The 17,864-nt window shown below is 50.7% G+C and carries 18 protein-coding genes; 8 read left to right on the top strand and 10 right to left on the bottom strand.

Features of this window, described 5'->3' with window-relative positions; translation table 11 throughout:
- Positions 1–509: 509 nt before the first annotated feature.
- Both pntA and pntB read left to right on the top strand, forming a co-directional pair.
- Positions 510–2,042 (top strand): Re/Si-specific NAD(P)(+) transhydrogenase subunit alpha, encoded by a 1,533-nt coding sequence (pntA, locus tag ACJHWT_RS05710; RefSeq protein WP_001295398.1) that lies wholly within the window; start codon positions 510–512, stop codon positions 2,040–2,042.
- A 10-nt stretch (positions 2,043–2,052) separates the two neighbouring features.
- A complete protein-coding gene (pntB, locus tag ACJHWT_RS05705; protein ID WP_000014036.1) occupies positions 2,053–3,441 on the top strand; it encodes a Re/Si-specific NAD(P)(+) transhydrogenase subunit beta in 1,389 nt (462 codons plus the stop codon).
- A 24-nt stretch (positions 3,442–3,465) separates the two neighbouring features.
- On the opposite strand, the gene tqsA is transcribed toward pntB, so the two are convergent.
- A complete protein-coding gene (tqsA, locus tag ACJHWT_RS05700; RefSeq protein ID WP_001118212.1) occupies positions 3,466–4,500 on the bottom strand; it encodes an AI-2 transporter TqsA in 1,035 nt (344 codons plus the stop codon).
- Positions 4,501–4,910: 410 nt separating this feature from the next.
- On the opposite strand from tqsA, the gene mdtJ reads away from it, so the two are divergent.
- A complete protein-coding gene (mdtJ, locus tag ACJHWT_RS05695) occupies positions 4,911–5,276 on the top strand; it encodes a multidrug/spermidine efflux SMR transporter subunit MdtJ (protein WP_000276149.1) in 366 nt (121 codons plus the stop codon).
- Positions 5,263–5,592: a multidrug/spermidine efflux SMR transporter subunit MdtI gene (gene mdtI / locus ACJHWT_RS05690; protein ID WP_000046661.1), complete on the top strand. Its 330-nt coding sequence runs from the start codon at positions 5,263–5,265 to the stop codon at positions 5,590–5,592. The genes mdtJ and mdtI overlap by 14 nt, the downstream gene beginning before the upstream one ends.
- A gap of 38 nt (positions 5,593–5,630) precedes the next feature.
- Here mdtI and ACJHWT_RS05685 read toward each other — a convergent pair whose 3' ends face one another.
- From ACJHWT_RS05685 to asr, 3 genes are all read right to left on the bottom strand, one after another.
- On the bottom strand, positions 5,631–6,452 hold the full coding sequence (locus tag ACJHWT_RS05685) for a trypsin-like serine peptidase (RefSeq protein WP_001254970.1): 822 nt from the start codon (positions 6,450–6,452) through the stop codon (positions 5,631–5,633).
- 99 nt (positions 6,453–6,551) lie between these two features.
- Positions 6,552–6,635 (bottom strand): hypothetical protein, encoded by an 84-nt coding sequence (locus ACJHWT_RS05680; RefSeq protein ID WP_000233090.1) that lies wholly within the window; start codon positions 6,633–6,635, stop codon positions 6,552–6,554.
- Positions 6,636–6,727: 92 nt separating this feature from the next.
- Entirely contained in the window at positions 6,728–7,036 is a 309-nt protein-coding gene (gene asr, locus ACJHWT_RS05675; RefSeq protein WP_001362115.1) for an acid resistance repetitive basic protein Asr, read from the bottom strand.
- A gap of 255 nt (positions 7,037–7,291) precedes the next feature.
- On the opposite strand from asr, the gene ACJHWT_RS05670 reads away from it, so the two are divergent.
- Positions 7,292–7,411 (top strand): KPN_01571 family protein, encoded by a 120-nt coding sequence (locus ACJHWT_RS05670; protein WP_001299090.1) that lies wholly within the window; start codon positions 7,292–7,294, stop codon positions 7,409–7,411.
- Between the two features lie 49 nt (positions 7,412–7,460).
- Here ACJHWT_RS05670 and ACJHWT_RS05665 read toward each other — a convergent pair whose 3' ends face one another.
- Positions 7,461–8,714 carry an MFS transporter gene (locus ACJHWT_RS05665; RefSeq protein ID WP_000091847.1) on the bottom strand — a complete coding sequence of 418 codons (1,254 nt, stop codon included), beginning with the start codon at positions 8,712–8,714 and terminating at the stop codon, positions 7,461–7,463.
- A gap of 106 nt (positions 8,715–8,820) precedes the next feature.
- Here ACJHWT_RS05665 and ACJHWT_RS05660 point away from each other — a divergent pair, with 106 nt between their 5' ends.
- The 3 genes from ACJHWT_RS05660 (at position 8,821) to bioD (ending at position 11,889) form a co-directional block, all read left to right on the top strand.
- The gene (locus tag ACJHWT_RS05660) at positions 8,821–9,714 is read left to right on the top strand and encodes a LysR family transcriptional regulator (RefSeq protein WP_001019561.1); all 894 of its coding nucleotides are present in this window, start codon (positions 8,821–8,823) and stop codon (positions 9,712–9,714) included.
- 134 nt (positions 9,715–9,848) lie between these two features.
- Complete coding sequence (mlc, locus tag ACJHWT_RS05655) at positions 9,849–11,069, top strand: sugar metabolism global transcriptional regulator Mlc (protein WP_000225276.1); 1,221 nt, start codon at positions 9,849–9,851, stop codon at positions 11,067–11,069.
- Between the two features lie 124 nt (positions 11,070–11,193).
- Positions 11,194–11,889: a dethiobiotin synthase gene (gene bioD, locus ACJHWT_RS05650; protein WP_000919226.1), complete on the top strand. Its 696-nt coding sequence runs from the start codon at positions 11,194–11,196 to the stop codon at positions 11,887–11,889.
- Here bioD and clcB read toward each other — a convergent pair.
- The 5 genes from clcB to ynfF form a co-directional block, all read right to left on the bottom strand.
- Entirely contained in the window at positions 11,842–13,134 is a 1,293-nt protein-coding gene (gene clcB / locus ACJHWT_RS05645) for a voltage-gated ClC-type chloride channel ClcB (RefSeq protein WP_071586384.1), read from the bottom strand. The two genes, bioD and clcB, sit on opposite strands and share 48 nt — an antisense overlap.
- A gap of 157 nt (positions 13,135–13,291) precedes the next feature.
- Positions 13,292–13,906 carry a Tat proofreading chaperone DmsD gene (dmsD, locus tag ACJHWT_RS05640; protein ID WP_000148698.1) on the bottom strand — a complete coding sequence of 205 codons (615 nt, stop codon included), beginning with the start codon at positions 13,904–13,906 and terminating at the stop codon, positions 13,292–13,294.
- Positions 13,907–13,948: 42 nt separating this feature from the next.
- The gene (gene ynfH, locus ACJHWT_RS05635; protein WP_000526519.1) at positions 13,949–14,803 is read right to left on the bottom strand and encodes a selenate reductase membrane anchor subunit YnfH; all 855 of its coding nucleotides are present in this window, start codon (positions 14,801–14,803) and stop codon (positions 13,949–13,951) included.
- A 1-nt stretch (position 14,804) separates the two neighbouring features.
- Positions 14,805–15,422 carry a DMSO reductase like molybdoenzyme iron-sulfur subunit YnfG gene (ynfG, locus tag ACJHWT_RS05630; RefSeq protein WP_000213028.1) on the bottom strand — a complete coding sequence of 206 codons (618 nt, stop codon included), beginning with the start codon at positions 15,420–15,422 and terminating at the stop codon, positions 14,805–14,807.
- A 10-nt stretch (positions 15,423–15,432) separates the two neighbouring features.
- A complete protein-coding gene (gene ynfF, locus ACJHWT_RS05625) occupies positions 15,433–17,856 on the bottom strand; it encodes a selenate/tellurate reductase subunit YnfF (protein ID WP_001695753.1) in 2,424 nt (807 codons plus the stop codon).
- Positions 17,857–17,864 lie beyond the last annotated feature (8 nt).

The following is a 17,864-nucleotide window of genomic DNA, read 5'->3' as shown; positions in this document are numbered from 1 at the left end:
GCCTTGCGCAAACCAGGTACTGGTATTGTTATTAACGAGAAACGTGGCTGATTATTGCATTTAAACGGTGTAACTGTCTGCGTCATTTTTCATATCACATTCCTTAAGCCAATTTTAATCCTGCTCAAATGGCCGTCTATGCTTAAAAAACAGCCGTATCAGCATCAATACTACTGAAGCAACTGAATTGTATAAGTTAATTTAATGTTAAGTAGTGATTCGTGCCGGGGCGATGTCTCGTTTTATGCGAACGCCGAAGACAATTATCAGTCTTTATCCGGCGTTCTAAGGTGTTTATCCCACTATCACGGCTGAATCGTTAATATTTTGCGAGTTCACGCCGAAATACTGATTTTTGGCGCTAGATCACAGGCATAATTTTCAGTACGTTATAGGGCGTTTGTTACTAATTTATTTTAACGGAGTAACATTTAGCTCGTACATGAGCGGCTTGTGTGGCTCCTGACACAGGCAAACCATCATCAATAAAACCGATGGAAGGGAATATCATGCGAATTGGCATACCAAGAGAACGGTTAACCAATGAAACCCGTGTTGCAGCAACGCCAAAAACAGTGGAACAGCTGCTGAAACTGGGTTTTACCGTCGCGGTAGAGAGCGGCGCGGGTCAACTGGCAAGTTTTGACGATAAAGCGTTTGTGCAAGCGGGCGCTGAAATTGTAGAAGGGAATAGCGTCTGGCAGTCAGAGATCATTCTGAAGGTCAATGCGCCGTTAGATGATGAAATTGCGTTACTGAATCCTGGGACAACGCTGGTGAGTTTTATCTGGCCTGCGCAGAATCCGGAATTAATGCAAAAACTTGCGGAACGTAACGTGACCGTGATGGCGATGGACTCTGTGCCGCGTATCTCACGCGCACAATCGCTGGACGCACTAAGCTCGATGGCGAATATCGCCGGTTATCGCGCCATTGTTGAAGCGGCACATGAATTTGGGCGCTTCTTTACCGGGCAAATTACTGCGGCCGGGAAAGTGCCACCGGCAAAAGTGATGGTGATTGGTGCGGGTGTTGCGGGTCTGGCCGCCATTGGCGCTGCAAACAGTCTCGGCGCGATTGTGCGTGCATTCGACACCCGCCCGGAAGTGAAAGAACAAGTTCAAAGTATGGGCGCGGAATTCCTCGAGCTGGATTTTAAAGAGGAAGCGGGCAGCGGCGATGGCTATGCCAAAGTGATGTCGGACGCGTTCATCAAAGCGGAAATGGAACTCTTTGCCGCCCAGGCAAAAGAGGTCGATATCATTGTCACCACCGCGCTTATTCCAGGCAAACCAGCGCCGAAGCTAATTACCCGTGAAATGGTTGACTCCATGAAGGCGGGTAGTGTGATTGTCGACCTGGCAGCCCAAAACGGCGGCAACTGTGAATACACCGTGCCGGGTGAAATCTTCACTACGGAAAATGGTGTCAAAGTGATTGGTTATACCGATCTTCCGGGCCGTCTGCCGACGCAATCCTCACAGCTTTACGGTACTAACCTCGTTAATCTGCTGAAACTGTTGTGCAAAGAGAAAGACGGCAATATCACTGTTGATTTTGATGATGTGGTGATTCGCGGCGTGACCGTGATCCGTGCGGGCGAAATTACCTGGCCGGCACCGCCGATTCAGGTATCAGCTCAGCCGCAGGCGGCACAAAAAGCGGCACCGGAAGTGAAAACCGAGGAAAAATGTGCCTGCTCACCGTGGCGTAAATACGCGTTGATGGCGCTGGCAATCATTCTTTTCGGCTGGTTGGCAAGCGTTGCGCCGAAAGAGTTTCTTGGGCACTTCACCGTTTTTGCGCTGGCCTGTGTTGTCGGTTATTACGTGGTGTGGAATGTATCGCACGCGCTGCATACACCGTTGATGTCGGTCACCAACGCGATTTCAGGGATTATTGTTGTCGGAGCACTGTTGCAGATTGGCCAGGGCGGCTGGGTTAGCTTCCTTAGTTTTATCGCGGTGCTTATAGCCAGCATTAATATTTTCGGTGGCTTCACCGTGACTCAGCGCATGCTGAAAATGTTCCGCAAAAATTAAGGGGTAACATATGTCTGGAGGATTAGTTACAGCTGCATACATTGTTGCCGCGATCCTGTTTATCTTCAGTCTGGCCGGTCTTTCGAAACATGAAACGTCTCGCCAGGGTAACAACTTCGGTATCGCCGGGATGGCGATTGCGTTAATCGCAACCATTTTTGGACCGGATACGGGTAATGTTGGCTGGATCTTGCTGGCGATGGTCATTGGTGGGGCAATTGGTATCCGGCTGGCGAAGAAAGTTGAAATGACCGAAATGCCAGAACTGGTGGCGATCCTGCACAGCTTCGTGGGTCTGGCGGCAGTGCTGGTTGGCTTTAACAGCTATCTGCATCATGACGCGGGAATGGCACCGATTCTGGTCAATATTCACCTGACGGAAGTGTTCCTCGGTATCTTCATCGGGGCGGTAACGTTCACGGGTTCGGTGGTGGCGTTCGGCAAACTGTGTGGCAAGATTTCGTCTAAACCGTTGATGCTGCCAAACCGTCACAAAATGAACCTGGCGGCTCTGGTCGTTTCCTTCCTGCTGCTGATTGTATTTGTTCGCACGGACAGCGTCGGCCTGCAAGTGCTGGCATTGCTGATAATGACCGCCATTGCGCTGGTATTCGGCTGGCATTTAGTCGCCTCCATCGGTGGTGCAGATATGCCAGTGGTGGTGTCGATGCTGAACTCGTACTCCGGCTGGGCGGCTGCGGCTGCGGGCTTTATGCTCAGCAACGATCTGCTGATTGTGACCGGTGCGCTGGTCGGTTCTTCGGGCGCTATCCTTTCTTACATTATGTGTAAGGCGATGAACCGTTCCTTTATCAGCGTTATTGCGGGTGGTTTCGGCACCGACGGCTCTTCTACTGGCGATGATCAGGAAGTGGGCGAGCACCGCGAAATCACCGCAGAAGAGACAGCGGAACTGCTGAAAAACTCCCATTCAGTGATCATTACTCCGGGGTACGGCATGGCAGTCGCGCAGGCGCAATATCCTGTCGCTGAAATTACCGAGAAACTGCGCGCTCGTGGTATCAACGTGCGTTTCGGTATCCACCCGGTTGCGGGGCGTTTGCCTGGACATATGAACGTATTGCTGGCTGAAGCAAAAGTACCGTATGACATCGTGCTGGAAATGGACGAGATCAACGATGACTTTGCTGATACCGATACCGTACTGGTGATTGGTGCTAACGATACGGTTAACCCGGCGGCGCAGGATGATCCGAAGAGTCCGATTGCTGGTATGCCTGTGCTGGAAGTGTGGAAAGCGCAGAACGTGATTGTCTTTAAACGTTCGATGAACACTGGCTATGCTGGTGTGCAAAACCCGCTGTTCTTCAAGGAAAACACCCACATGCTGTTTGGTGACGCCAAAGCCAGCGTGGATGCAATCCTGAAAGCTCTGTAACCCTGACGGCCTCTGCGGAGGCCGTCACTCTTTATTGAGATCGCTTAACAGAACGGCGATGCTTTGACCTCCCGCTGTTTGTTCAAGCGCAATTTTGACAATAATTGTCAACGGCACGGAAAGCAGCATACCCACCGGTCCTAACAACCATCCCCAAAAAATCAACGACAAAAATACCACCAATGTCGAAAGCCCCAGCCCACGTCCCATGATGCGCGGCTCCAGAATATTGCCGAAGACCAGATTAATCAGCAGATATCCCGCCAGCACCAGCAACGCTTCGTAGAAGCCATTAAACACCAGTACCTGAGCAATAGGGGGGATTGCCGCGAGAACTGAACCAATATTCGGGATGTAATTAAGCGCAAAGGCCAGCAATCCCCAGACAAAAGCGAAGCGAACATCGAGTGCGGCGAGCATCGCCCATGCGACCAGGCCGGTGATGATGCTGATGGCTGTTTTCAGCACCAGATAATGAGACACACTGTCAATCGCACGCTGAATCGCCGCCATCCCTTCAACCGGACGCGCCATCATTTGCTGAAATTTCCCGGGCAATTGTGGCACTTCGAGCAGCATAAACAGCACCGTCAGCAGCAATAAAAAGATTGATGACATGGCATTAGATAACTGCGTCAATAAGTTGGTGAGCAACGTCATCGCCGCGTTCGGATCAATGTAATGCGCCAGTTGGTCAACTGAGACATCAATCCCTACGCGTTGCAACAACGGTTCAATCGCTTTCAGTGGCGTCATAATAGAGTTGCGATATTGCGGTAACGTCCGCGTCAACTCATTGAGCGCGGAACCCAGATAAGCTAACAGCAACACCATCGCCATCACGATGATGGTCATCAAAATTGACACTGCCAGTACACGCGGCACACGCCAGCGGACCATGTGTTGCACCAGCGGGTTAAGAATAACAGCAATAAATAATGCGAGAATAAACGGCACGATGATCTCGGCGGCAAAACGGATACCGCAGAGAATAATGACCAGCATTCCCAACATAATGACGATTTTTAGGCCATTGAGCGTGATGATCGGCTTTGCCATGCTTGTCCCCGTTTTTTCTTCCTTGGCTAATAATAATGTCTTTTTCGCTCCGTCATCATAACGAAAATCAAACCGCTCAGGTAAAGAAGTGAAAATATTTTGAGTTAATTCTTAAGCTATGATACAAATCAGGCGTGTTCAACTACCGAGGACAATTATCATCCGCGATGACGAGAAGCAACACTGCGGATAATTGTAATATTATGGACAATTTGTTCAGGACGTTATTTTCTACATTTACCCATCTTCGTACCTCATCCACTATCTTGCTCGTAGGTGAGCAGCACTGGCGCAACGCGCTTTAGTCCTTTCTTCTGCCAAAACTTGCGCTAAGCGCGGGCTTGACCACTTTACTTTGGTTTCGCTGAATTAAGCGAAAATTAAAATAATTCTCTTGCAGGAGAAGGGCAATGTATATTTATTGGATTTTATTAGGTCTGGCTATTGCTACAGAAATTACCGGTACGCTGTCCATGAAATGGGCGAGCGTCAGTGAGGGAAATGGCGGCTTTATTTTAATGCTGGTGATGATTTCTCTGTCGTATATATTTCTCTCTTTCGCCGTTAAAAAGATCGCCTTAGGCGTAGCTTATGCGCTGTGGGAAGGTATCGGTATTTTATTTATTACCTTGTTTAGCGTTTTGTTATTCGACGAAAGTTTATCTCTGATGAAAATTGCCGGGTTAACCACCCTGGTCGCCGGGATTGTGTTGATCAAATCAGGTACCCGTAAAGCGCGTAAACCTGAACTGGAGGTGAACCATGGCGCAGTTTGAATGGGTTCACGCCGCCTGGCTGGCATTGGCAATCGTGCTGGAAATCGTTGCTAACGTCTTTTTGAAATTTTCTGACGGCTTTCGTCGCAAAATATTTGGCTTGCTCTCTCTGGCGGCGGTGCTGGCTGCCTTTAGTGCGCTTTCTCAGGCCGTTAAAGGGATCGACTTGTCTGTCGCTTATGCATTGTGGGGCGGATTTGGTATTGCCGCCACGTTAGCCGCAGGTTGGATCTTGTTTGGTCAACGGTTAAATCGTAAAGGCTGGATTGGCCTGGTGCTGCTGTTGGCTGGAATGATCATGGTGAAACTTGCCTGATGAACACGCTGCCCGCGCTGTCGGGCAGCGTTTGAACATTATTTTTGCGACAGTTGATCCAGCTTGTCGCGAAAACCAGTAACAGAAATGGCCCGGTTATCGGCGCGCCAGCGATCTTTCGCGGCAGGAGCCGAACTTTGCACCCCAATTAATTGCCAGCCGTCATCGGTATGCAACATCAGAGGCGAACCGCTGTCACCCGGCAAGGTATCGCACTGATGCGACATCACCGACGTTTGCGCCCAGCCAGTCACTTCACAGTTTTGATGACTGTACAACGTATCGAGATGATCTTCAGGGTATCCCGCCTGAGTCACTTTACGACCTGCCGCTTTTAATGCGGCGGTAAGCGTGGCTTTATCTCCCTCAAATAACGGCAATGGTGTAATGCCAGAAGGGGGATTACGTAGCACAATCAAACCGAAGTCCCACGGCGCAGCTGCGGGAGGAACAATCCAACCATCCCCATCTGCTTTTAACCGCTTTCCCAGTGTCGGATCAACGCGGCCTTCTATGTCGTGGATCTCATAGCGCCAAAGACCTTTATTTGACACGAAACGCAGCGCTACCGCTTTATCGGCTTTACCCTTTGGCGGCGTCAATAAACAGTGTCCTGCCGTTAATGCCAGATTGGGTGCAATCAGCGTCGCTGTACATAAATTGCCGCTGGCCGTTTCCAGTTGGCCAACCGCATCCCACGGTGATTGGGTCGTGTCATTCACTGGCACACGATCATCATGACCAAAAAACAGGGTGCTGACCTCATCGTTTGCCGATTTGGCAACGTCTGGTTTATCTGCAAACACAAAAGCAGACGTCAAACTAATTGCACCCAACACTACAGCAATGGTTCTACGCATATCACACTCTGGTGGGTAATTATGATTATTAAAAGCAAACCCTCATAAATACTATAGACGGGACGGGATGAAAGTGGGAGTAAAATCAGATAACTACGATCAGGAAAGATAAAAACGGGCGGCAATCAGTGCGCATAAAATAAGGATGATAAGAATGAACTCAAAGCGATAACGGCCCACCATACTACCCTCCGCTAAAGGCGGTGCTAAACGTTACCCGTTTAGCACCGTAATTTTCAGGCGCGAGGGGGCGCGCCAGCATTACTGTTGAAAACTTACGCTGCGGGTTGTGCAGCAGGTTTTGCCGGTTGCTGATGGCTGTGTTTCTTGGCGTGTTTCTTCGCTGCCTGCGCTTTTTGTTCAGGAGCTTTCTGTTCAGCTTTGGCATTTTTATGATGCTTTTTAGCCGCCTGCGCTTTCTGGGCAGGTGCTGCTTTATGCTGTTTTTTATGATGTGTGGTTTTCGCAGGCGCTGCTTTGGTGGTCGTCGCAGTCGGAGCAGGTGTGGTCGCAGTCTCTGCAGCAAAGGCAGCAGAAGACAGACCCATAGCAGCGGCAACAACCAGAGCTAATACTTTTTTCATTGTCATACCCTCAATTTGTTTTTTCATTTAACCCCACTGCGGGGCCGTTGAAATAACTATATCCCTGGGAATGGCAGACTTCCGTGAGTGGTTGGTTTCAGCGTGTAACGATATGTACAAACGCTGAATAAATTACAGCGTTGATAATAACGTATTGTGACTTAAGGAAAATTCATCTACCAATAATAGTAGTCTTGATCGTGTTAACTATTTTACTACTTACAAAGCGGTAGAATAACTGCGCATCAGTAATAAATGACACACAGCAAAATGAATCCGTTTATTTGGGTACTTATAATCCTGATGACACTAGATGCGCTGCGGGAATTGGCTGGCGCTTCGTCTATTTTAGGATGGCTATTAACGTTGGTTTGAGCAGGCAATAAGTCCGGACGGGTATTTACCTCAGTCCGGACTTATTTTTTCAGGCGTGCAGACGATGATGCAAACGCGTCCCGACCAGCAGAGCAATGACCAGCATCAGAGCAATAAATGCGCCGACGCCGTTCCAGCCATAGTTATGCCAGAAAACACCACCCAGCGTCCCGGCAATACTCGACCCCAGATAGTAACTGAACAGATACAGCGAGGAGGCCTGGCCTTTAGCGCGTTTTGCGCGGGGGCCGATCCAGCTGCTGGCTACTGAGTGGGCTGCGAAGAATCCGGCTGAGAAGAGTAACATTCCGGCAAAGATCAGCCACAGCGAGCTAAATAAGGTCATCAGTAAACCAAACAGCATAACCCCCGTCGAAAACAACATCACCGGACCGCGCCCATAGCGGGTGGTCATGGTTCCGGCTTTGGGTGAGCTCCATGTACCGGTCAAATAAGCCAGCGATAATAAGCCAACCACGGCCTGGCTGACATGCCAGGGGGAGAGCATCAACCGATAGCCGACGTAATTAAACAGCGTGACGAACGACCCCATCAGCAAAAAGCCTTCTGCGAACAATAACGGTAATCCCCGGTCACGCCAGTGCAGACGAAAGTTGATGAATAACGTCTTAGGGCGCAGTGAAGTCGGGCGAAAATGGCGTGATTCAGGGAGGATTTTCCAGAACATTAACGCCGAGGCCAGCGCGAAACAACCGATTGCCGCCAGCGCAATTCGCCAGTTGAAAAAGTCCGTGAAGACACCGCTAATTAAGCGTCCGCTCATGCCGCCAATTGAGTTGCCGCTGATATACAACCCCATCGAAAAGGCCACGAAACTGGGGTGGATTTCCTCGCTAAGATAAGTCATGCCAACAGCTGCTACGCCACTTAACGAAAGCCCAATCAAGGCGCGCATAATCAAAATGCCGTGCCAGCTGGTCATCATTGTCGAAAGTAACGTACAAATGGAGGCCAACAGTAGCGCCGTGACCATCACTGGTTTGCGACCAATGGCATCGGATAACGGGCCAGTAAACAGCAAACCGATAGCCAACATCGCCGTGGAAATGGACAGTGAAATACTACTGTTCGCGGGCGTTAAGCCAAACTCCTGCGAAAGCACCGGAAGGATAGGTTGCACACAATAGAGAAGTGCGAAGGTTGCCAGTCCGGCAGAGAACAGCGCCAGGGTGACGCGCATAAATTGCGGCGTACCGCGTTTAATAAATTGATTTGGCTGAGAAATGCTTTGCTTGTCAGTGTCGCTTGCCGGAGCGCCATCAACAGTTGTAGTACGGCTCACTTGAAATCCTTGCTAAATATGCCTGTGGATCAGGCTTATGAATAGATTAGGAAAATCGAATTGTTCTGTCTAATATATTAATAATCTCAAATAAGATGTTTTAAATATGAATATTGAACTTCGTCATCTGCGTTACTTTGTTGCTGTTGCAGAAGAGCTGCATTTCGGGCGCGCCGCTGCCCGCCTGAATATTTCGCAACCGCCGCTAAGTCAGCAGATTCAGGCGCTGGAGCAACAAATTGGTGCCCGACTGCTGGCACGAACTAATCGCAGTGTATTGCTGACGGAAGCAGGAAAACAGTTTCTTGTAGATAGTCGGCAAATCCTGTCTATGGTGGATGATGCTGCCGCTCGCGCTGAAAGGCTGCATCAGGGCGAAGCGGGGGAGTTGCGCATTGGTTTTACTTCGTCCGCTCCTTTTATTCGGGCGGTGTCCGATACGTTATCGCTGTTTCGCCGTGATTATCCCGATGTCCATTTACAAACCCGCGAAATGAACACTCGCGAGCAAATCGCTCCGCTCATTGAAGGAACGCTGGATATGGGATTGCTGCGTAACACAGCGTTACCGGAGACGCTTGAACACGCAGTCATCGTCCATGAACCGCTTATGGCGATGATCCCGCACGATCATCCCCTGGCAAATAACCCGAGTGTAACGCTGGCTGAACTGGCGAAAGAACCCTTTGTCTTTTTTGATCCGCACGTAGGGACAGGGCTGTATGACGATATTCTCGGGCTGATGCGACGTTACAATTTGACGCCCGTCATCACTCAGGAGGTGGGTGAGGCAATGACCATCATCGGTCTGGTTTCCGCTGGTCTGGGTGTTTCAATTTTGCCTGCGTCATTTAAACGTGTTCAGCTCAACGAAATGCGCTGGGTGCCGATTGCTGAAGAGGATGCGGTTTCTGAAATGTGGTTGGTCTGGCCGAAACACCATGAACAAAGTCCGGCTGCGCGTAACTTTCGTATTCATCTGCTGAATGCTCTCAGGTGAGGGAAATTTCAGCGAAAAAGCCCGAAAAATGTGCTGTTAATCACATGCCTAAGTAAAAATTTGACGACACGTATTGAAGTGCTTCACCATAGCCTACAGATTATTTCGGAGCGCGAAAATATAGGGAGTATGCGGTGGTTGCTGAAAATCAGCCTGGGCACATTGATCAAATAAAGCAGACCAACGCGGGCGCGGTTTATCGCCTGATTGATCAGCTTGGTCCAGTCTCGCGTATCGATCTTTCCCGTCTGGCGCAGCTGGCTCCTGCCAGTATCACTAAAATTGTCCGTGAGATGCTCGAAGCACACCTGGTGCAAGAGCTGGAAATCAAAGAAGCGGGGAACCGTGGCCGTCCGGCAGTGGGGCTGGTGGTTGAAACTGAAGCCTGGCACTATCTTTCTCTGCGCATTAGTCGCGGGGAGATTTTCCTTGCTTTGCGCGATCTGAGCAGCAAACTGGTAGTGGAGGAGTCGCAGGAACTGGCGTTAAAAGATGACTCGCCATTGCTGGATCGTATCATTTCCCATATCGATCAGTTTTTTATCCGCCACCAGAAAAAACTTGAGCGTCTGACTTCGATTGCCATAACCTTGCCGGGAATTATTGATACGGAAAATGGTATTGTACATCGCATGCCGTTCTACGAGGATGTAAAAGAGATGCCGCTCGGCGAGGCGCTGGAGCAGCATACCGGCGTACCGGTTTATATTCAGCATGATATCAGCGCATGGACGATGGCTGAGGCCTTGTTTGGTGCCTCACGCGGGGCGCGCGATGTGATTCAGGTGGTTATCGATCACAACGTGGGGGCGGGCGTCATTACCGATGGTCATCTGCTACACGCAGGCAGCAGTAGCCTCGTGGAAATAGGTCACACGCAGGTCGACCCGTATGGGAAACGCTGTTATTGCGGGAATCACGGCTGCCTCGAAACCATCGCCAGTGTGGACAGTATTCTTGAGCTGGCACAGCTGCGTCTCAATCAATCCATGAGCTCGATGTTACATGGACAGCCGTTAACCGTGGATTCATTGTGTCAGGCGGCATTGCGCGGCGATCTACTGGCAAAAGACATCATTACCGGGGTGGGCGCGCATGTAGGGCGCATTCTTGCCATCATGGTGAATTTATTTAACCCACAAAAAATACTGATTGGCTCACCGTTAAGTAAAGCGGCAGATATCCTCTTCCCGGTCATCTCGGACAGCATCCGTCAGCAGGCCCTTCCTGCGTATAGTCAGCACATTAGCGTTGAGAGTACTCAGTTTTCTAACCAGGGTACGATGGCAGGGGCTGCGCTGGTAAAAGACGCGATGTATAACGGTTCTTTGTTGATTCGTCTGTTGCAGGGTTAACATTTTTTAACTGTTCTACCAAAATTTGCGCTATCTCAATTTGGGCCAGGAAAGCATAACTTAGACTTTCAAGGTTAATTATTTTCCTGGTTTATATTTGTGAAGCATAACGGTGGAGTTAGTGATGCTGAAGCGTTTCTTTATTACCGGTACAGACACTTCTGTAGGGAAAACGGTGGTTTCCCGCGCATTGCTACAAGCGTTAGCCTCCCAGGGAAAAACGGTTGCGGGATATAAACCCGTAGCGAAGGGGAGCAAAGAGACACCCGAAGGGCTGCGTAATAAAGATGCCCTGGTGTTGCAGAGTGTTTCAACCATCGAACTGCCTTATGAAGCAGTTAATCCTATCGCGTTAAGCGAAGAAGAAAGTAGCGTGGCGCACAGTTGCCCAATCAATTACACCCTCATTTCAAACGGCCTGGCAAACCTGACCGATAAAGTCGATCATGTCGTGGTAGAAGGGACTGGCGGCTGGCGCAGTCTGATGAATGATTTGCGTCCGCTCTCTGAATGGGTGGTGCAGGAACAACTGCCGGTATTGATGGTTGTCGGTATTCAGGAAGGTTGCATTAACCATGCACTACTAACAGCTCAGGCGATTGCCAACGACGGGCTGCCGCTCATTGGCTGGGTGGCTAACCGAATCAATCCAGGACTGGCGCATTATGCGGAAATCATTGATGTGCTCGGTAAAAAACTTCCGGCACCGCTCATTGGTGAACTGCCTTATCTGCCGCGCGCCGAACAGCGTGAACTGGGGCAATACATCCGCTTAGCTATGCTTCGCAGTGTGCTGGCGGTAGATAGAGTCACGGTGTAACGTCCGCGAAATTACCGACGCAATTACGCAGGCAATCAATAAACCGGGGAGTAGCTGATACTCCCCGGTCATTTCACATATCATCAACGTCGACATAATCGGCGCGTGCGTGGTTGCCGCCAACAGTGTCGCCATCCCGGTCAATCCGAGTAAAAGCGTAATTTCTTCGCCATCAGGGAACCATAATCCCAGGCTACGACCATACAACATGCCAATGGCAAGACCGATAAATAGCGTCGGTGTAAAGACACCACCGGGCGCGCCAGAACCACTACTCGCCAGCACGGCAAACAGTTTACAGAGGAAGATCCCGGCAATGATCATTAACAGTGGCGGGGCGGTTAAAAAGGATTGTACGGTGCTATAGCCGTTGCCCCACACTGCAGGTGTGAACAGGGAAAGCAGACCCACGATCAACCCGCCCAGTGCCAGTTGCCAGGGCGGCGCAAGTTTGAGACTTACAAATCCACGATGACAGGCGTTCATCAACGTTAACAACAGTGGTCCGCACAGACCTGCCAGCACACCTGTACTGATAATCAGCGCATAGTCACGAGCCTGAACCGTCACTGAGAGTTGTACGCTGTAGAGTAACGCGTCGCTATGATTAATCAGATTGCTAACCAGCAACGCCACGACGGCGGAAATAATCACCGGGCCGAGAGAGGCCAACATCATAGTGCCAAACAGCACTTCGGCTATAAATAAACTGCCAGCAAGCGGGGCGCGATAGGCCGCAGCCATTCCCGCCGCAGCTCCACAGGCGATCCATAATTTCCACTCCTGGCGTGGCGTAAAACGTTGCGCAAAACAGGAGGCGGCAAGGGCAGCTAAAAGAATCATCGCACCTTCGCGACCAATTGCACTGCCGCTGGTTACTACCAGCAGCGAGGCAAGGGATTTAACCAGGCTTGCTGCGTAATCAAACTGCCCATCGGTTTGCAACGCTTCCATGTAATCGGTCGGCGCATGAGGGCGTTGCTGGGTAAATTTCTGCCAGCCCATCAGCAACAAACCCGCCGCCAGTCCGCCGAGCGCCGGAGTTAGCAGCCGTCGCCAGGGGGAAAGATTTGTCGCTGCATTGACCAGACTGCCGGAGTCATTATTGAGGAACAACCACTCCAGTAGCAGCATTGCATGACGAAACCCGGCAACGGCAAAGGCCGCAAGAATACCGACGACTGTTGCGATAAGCAGACGGCGGAACATAGTGCGCAGATCCGGATAGATGTGTAGATGATGCATGAGCAGAAATGGGCAATGAAACACGGGCGACTATTTTGCGGCAAAAGAGGCCAGCCGCAAAAGCAGTGCGTGCTTTAAGAGATAAAAAACGTGACACTGTAACCTATTATTGCCGAATTGCGCGTAATCGCCACCATCCGGCAATATTACGGTGATCCTATCGAAAGAGTGGTTTAACCGCGACAGGAATCAACAGTTGTGATTGCCATTGCGCCAGCGTTAAGCGAGCCAGTTCCCCCAGTGCACGGTAGAAAGGGTGTTCTGCTTTTTCGATAAAAACGTCAAGAAATCGTGTTGACCACGGAAAAAGGTGCCATGCCAGCAATTCTTCGCATTCTGTCTGGCGACCATTCTCCGCCAACCACGCAGCCATCAACAGCAGTGAACCAAAATGATCTTCCGGTTCGTTTTGCTTCATTTCAAACTGAATGCCTTTCTCGCGCATCCACTGACGAAGTGCCAATGTTGAATCGCCAAACAGCACAGATTCGCGATCCAGCCAGACCGATCCCCACGGCGGAGACGGCAGTGCCCACGGGCCGACAAACAAACGCTGCCAGGCCTGGGCGTGAGTCTCTTCACACTGTGTCTGAAAAGCCGTCACCAGCGGCGCTAATGACGCTTCTGGTAGAGGCCACTGAGTTTCCCAGCCGTCACGGGTGAGTACCGCAACCAGAGGTGCGGCTTCCGCACTCTCTGGAGCGTAATAAAACAGCGCGCCCAACACGCGCGCCGCGACAGAAAAATTATCTTGCTGTGAAAAATGGGTCATTCCTAACATCCTGAAATGTGCGGGTTGCCCCGCACCAATTTGTTAACCTGCAATAGCCATTCCTACCGTCATGTGCAGGCCATAAAAGAGCACACGCCCGATCATCTCACCGCCAAGTATGAGGATTAGCCCCAGAATAAGTCCGGCAACGTGAGGTTCACGGCGACGAATGAGCGGACAAAGCCAGCATCCTAGACCTGTGCATAACAATACCACACGCCAGACCTGTAAGGAGGCGTAATCTGGTACCAGTGCGCTGGCTTGTTGTACGGATGAGTGAATAGACGCCAGAGACAAACCTTGCAGCACAATCACCCCGGCACAAGCGATCAGCGCCAGAACGCTAATGATGGCAAATGGTGTGGTATTAAATGTAACGCGGGCTGCCCGCAGAATTGTGGCAGCAAGTATTGGACCGCTCAACAATACTGTCAGGAAGAAAGCCAGCGTAGTGTAACCGTTATACCAGGTTGGCACTGTGTCGATTTGATACACGCAGGTCATCATCCAGACGAAAATGACGCCGAGCGCCATGCTGACAAGTAACCAGAGTTTCCCCAACGCTTGCGGCATTTTACCGATGACTGCCACCAGCCACCATAATCCGCCAACGGCAAAAAATATGGAACCGGCAGCAATCTCGTTACTCAGACCAGAAGCTCCGATTCGATTCAGCGAGTTAAACGCTCGCAGTGGCGATCCCAGGTGCATGACAGAGGCAATAAACCCGATGCCCATCAACAGCCAGAGGAAAAACATGCCACGGACAATACGCTGACGGTCTGCGTCATTATTGGCGGCGAACCAGCCAATTCCGCTAACAATCAGCGCGCCTACTACGCATTGACCCAATACGGTAAAGATAACCAGTGGCCATTCATGCCATCCATTTCCCATTTTACACTTCCTCCGGATTAGCCAGATAACCAGTGGTATCGCCGGTCGGGCGGCTGTTGGCGTTAGGTTTGATAACGATATTGGGTTTTGTGAAATGCGCGCGCGGTAGTGGCGCGACGGCAGCCAGAGTGCCGTGCTTCTGGCGCAGCTCTTCAATTGGACCGAACTCAAGTGCACGCAGCGGGCAGGATTCGACACATATGGGTTGTTTCCCCTCGGCGACGCGCGAATAACAACCATCGCACTTCGTCATGTGTCCTTTTTCAGCATTGTACTGTGGCGCGCCGTACGGACAAGCCATGTGGCAGTAGCGGCAGCCGATACAAACATCTTCATCAACCACCACAAAGCCATCTTCACGCTTATGCATTGCGCCGCTGGGGCAGACTTTTGTACATGCGGGGTCATCGCAATGGTTACAGGAGATGGAGAGATAATAAGCGAACACGTTCTGGTGCCAGACGCCATTATCTTCCTGCCAGTCGCCGCCAGCATATTCATAAATACGGCGGAAACTGACTTCCGGGCCAAGATCTTTAAAATCTTTGCACGCCAGTTCGCAGGTTTTACAGCCAGTACAGCGGCTGGAATCGATAAAAAATCCATATTGTGTGGTCATGGGCTACTCCTTAAACCTTTTCGATCTGGACAAGATTGCTGTGCGACGGGTTTCCCTTTGCCAGCGGTGAAGGGCGGTGAGAGGTCAGAATATTGATACTGCCGCCGTGATCGACCCGGTCACCAAACATATCCGCTTTAAGCCACGCACCTTGCCCGATGGCGGTAACGCCAGGCAGAATACGCGGAGTCACTTTTGCGGCAATCAGCATTTCTCCATTATTGTTAAATACCCGCACGGTATCGCCATGACGGATACCGCGTGCCTGAGCATCAATAGGGTTGATCCACACCTCTTGTGGGCAGGCCTGCTGTAACACATCAATATTGCCGTAGCTGGAGTGGGTACGCGCTTTGTAGTGGAAGCCCGTTAGCTGCAGTGGATAGGTTTTCCGCAGGGGATCGTCCCAGCCATCAAAACCTGGGGTATACGCAGGAAGGGGATGAATAATTTCATCTTTTTTCAATTCCCAGGTATCCGCAATCGTCGCCAGTCGTTCAGAATAAATTTCGATTTTCCCCGAAGGTGTTTTCAACGGGTTTGCCTGTGGATCTTCACGGAATGCGCGGAAAGCGACGTAGTGTTCTTCAGGGCATTTTTTCTTAAAGATCCCGGTCGTTTTCATCTCCTCGTAGTCGGGCATCTCAGGGTTACGTTCCTTCGTTTTCGCATGGAGATATTTGATCCATTCGTGCTGACTGCGGCCTTCAGTAAAGGTTTGATAAACGTCTGGTCCTAAGCGTTTGGCAACTTCGCTCAGCATCCAGTAGATGGGTTTGCGTTCAAATTTTGCTGAGGTTGCGGGTTGGGCGAGGATCACATAGCCCATATTCCCGGCAGATTCATGAGAGATAAGGTCTTCTTGCTCTGTTGGCATCAGGTCGGGCAACAGGATATCGCAATACTTAGCCGAGGCAGTCATGAAGTGGTCAATGCCAACAATCATCTCGCACTTGCTGTCATCCTGAAGCACCTCATGGGTGTGATTGATGTCGCCATGTTGATTGATCAATGTGTTACTGGCGTAGCACCATAAAAACTTGATGGGGACATCCAGTTTTTCTTTTCCACGAACACCATCACGGGTCGCGGTCATTTCCGTACCGTGGTCGATGGCATCTGTCCATGTAAAGACGGAAATCTGCGTTTTAACAGGATTCTCAAGCATCGGGAACCATTCTACCCCCAGATCCCAGCTACCTTCGCGTACACCTGAGTTGCCGCCGTTTATGCCGACGTTACCGGTGAGAACGGAAAGCATGGCAATAGCGCGGGACGTTTGTTCGCCGTTGGAGTGTCGTTGTGGCCCCCAACCCTGACAAATATAAGCAGGTTTTGCTGAACCGATCTCTCGTGCCAACTGGATAATTTTTTCTGCCGGTATGCTGGTGATTTTTGCTGCCCATTCCGGCGTTTTAGCTATGCCGTCAGGCCCTTCGCCCAGAATATAGGCTTTATAATGCGCGTTACGTGGTGCGTTGGCGGGCAGCGTTTTTTCATCGTAACCAACACAATATTTGTCGAGAAATGGCTGATCGACCATGTTTTCAGTAATCAGTACCCAGGCAATCGCACAGGCCAGTGCTCCATCGGTGCCAGGGCGAATGGGCAGCCATTCATCTTCACGTCCGGCAGCTGTGTCGTTATAACGTGGATCGATGACGATCATGCGTGCATTTGAACGTTCGCGGGCTTGCTCGACGTAGTAAGTGACACCACCGCCGCTCATCCGCGTTTCTGCCGGGTTATTTCCGAACATAACGACCAGTTTCGTATTGGCGATATCATCCGGGCTGTTGCCATCATTGGCACCGAACATATAACTCATTGCGGCACTGATTTGAGCGGTACTGTAGCTGCCATAGCGACTGAGAAAACCACCGCAAGAGTTCATCAGACGGTACGGGACGTTCGAGTTGGTGATGTTTCCGCCATCTACGCCTGTTCCGTACAGGACATGTACAGCCTCATTGCCGTATTCTTTCAGGATCCGCCGAAGATTATCACTGATGATATCCAGGGCTTCATCCCAACTTATCCGTTCAAATTTACCTTCACCGCGCTTGCCGACACGCTTCATGGGATATTTCAACCTATCAGGATGATTCATCCGTCGGCGGATAGAGCGCCCGCGTAAACACGCTCGAACCTGATGATTACCGTAGACGTCGTCACCTGTCGTATCAGACTCCACCCAGTACACGGTGTCATCTTTCACATGCAAACGTAACAGACAGCGGCTCCCGCAGTTAACGGTGCAGGAACTCCAGACCGCTTTCTCTTCTACCGGTGCCTCTGCCGCTCGGACCATTTGGGAAAATGGCAGAGTGAAAGCACTGCTTGCCAGCGCGAGACTGCCAAGTGCGGAGGTTTTCATCAGACTTCTACGGCTGATTTCAGCCTTCATGAGCGCCTCTGTGGTATGGATTTTCATCATTACTC

The sequence above is a fragment of the Escherichia sp. WS338 genome (assembly GCF_046486405.1).
In the GTDB taxonomy this organism is placed as follows: Bacteria; Pseudomonadota; Gammaproteobacteria; order Enterobacterales; family Enterobacteriaceae; genus Escherichia; species Escherichia coli.
The sequence above is the reverse complement of the archived record's forward strand: the minus strand, read 5'-3'. Positions and strand labels throughout refer to the sequence as shown.

Bases quoted from the DNA above. Each gene is read 5' to 3' on its own strand.
- pntA (WP_001295398.1), top strand. From the start codon at position 510: ATGCGAATTGGCATACCAAGAGAACGGTTAACCAATGAAACCCGTGTT.
- ACJHWT_RS05660 (WP_001019561.1), top strand. From the start codon at position 8,821: ATGAATATTGAACTTCGTCATCTGCGTTACTTTGTTGCTGTTGCAGAA.
- ynfG (WP_000213028.1), bottom strand. From the start codon at position 15,422: ATGACCACACAATATGGATTTTTTATCGATTCCAGCCGCTGTACTGGC.
- ACJHWT_RS05680 (WP_000233090.1), bottom strand. From the start codon at position 6,635: ATGGTGGGCCGTTATCGCTTTGAGTTCATTCTTATCATCCTTATTTTA.
- ACJHWT_RS05685 (WP_001254970.1), bottom strand. From the start codon at position 6,452: ATGCGTAGAACCATTGCTGTAGTGTTGGGTGCAATTAGTTTGACGTCT.
- mdtJ (WP_000276149.1), top strand. From the start codon at position 4,911: ATGTATATTTATTGGATTTTATTAGGTCTGGCTATTGCTACAGAAATT.
- ynfF (WP_001695753.1), bottom strand. From the start codon at position 17,856: ATGAAAATCCATACCACAGAGGCGCTCATGAAGGCTGAAATCAGCCGT.
- asr (WP_001362115.1), bottom strand. From the start codon at position 7,036: ATGAAAAAAGTATTAGCTCTGGTTGTTGCCGCTGCTATGGGTCTGTCT.
- ACJHWT_RS05670 (WP_001299090.1), top strand. From the start codon at position 7,292: ATGACACACAGCAAAATGAATCCGTTTATTTGGGTACTTATAATCCTG.
- tqsA (WP_001118212.1), bottom strand. From the start codon at position 4,500: ATGGCAAAGCCGATCATCACGCTCAATGGCCTAAAAATCGTCATTATG.
- mdtI (WP_000046661.1), top strand. From the start codon at position 5,263: ATGGCGCAGTTTGAATGGGTTCACGCCGCCTGGCTGGCATTGGCAATC.
- pntB (WP_000014036.1), top strand. From the start codon at position 2,053: ATGTCTGGAGGATTAGTTACAGCTGCATACATTGTTGCCGCGATCCTG.
- ynfH (WP_000526519.1), bottom strand. From the start codon at position 14,803: ATGGGAAATGGATGGCATGAATGGCCACTGGTTATCTTTACCGTATTG.
- bioD (WP_000919226.1), top strand. From the start codon at position 11,194: ATGCTGAAGCGTTTCTTTATTACCGGTACAGACACTTCTGTAGGGAAA.
- clcB (WP_071586384.1), bottom strand. From the start codon at position 13,134: ATGCATCATCTACACATCTATCCGGATCTGCGCACTATGTTCCGCCGT.
- dmsD (WP_000148698.1), bottom strand. From the start codon at position 13,906: ATGACCCATTTTTCACAGCAAGATAATTTTTCTGTCGCGGCGCGCGTG.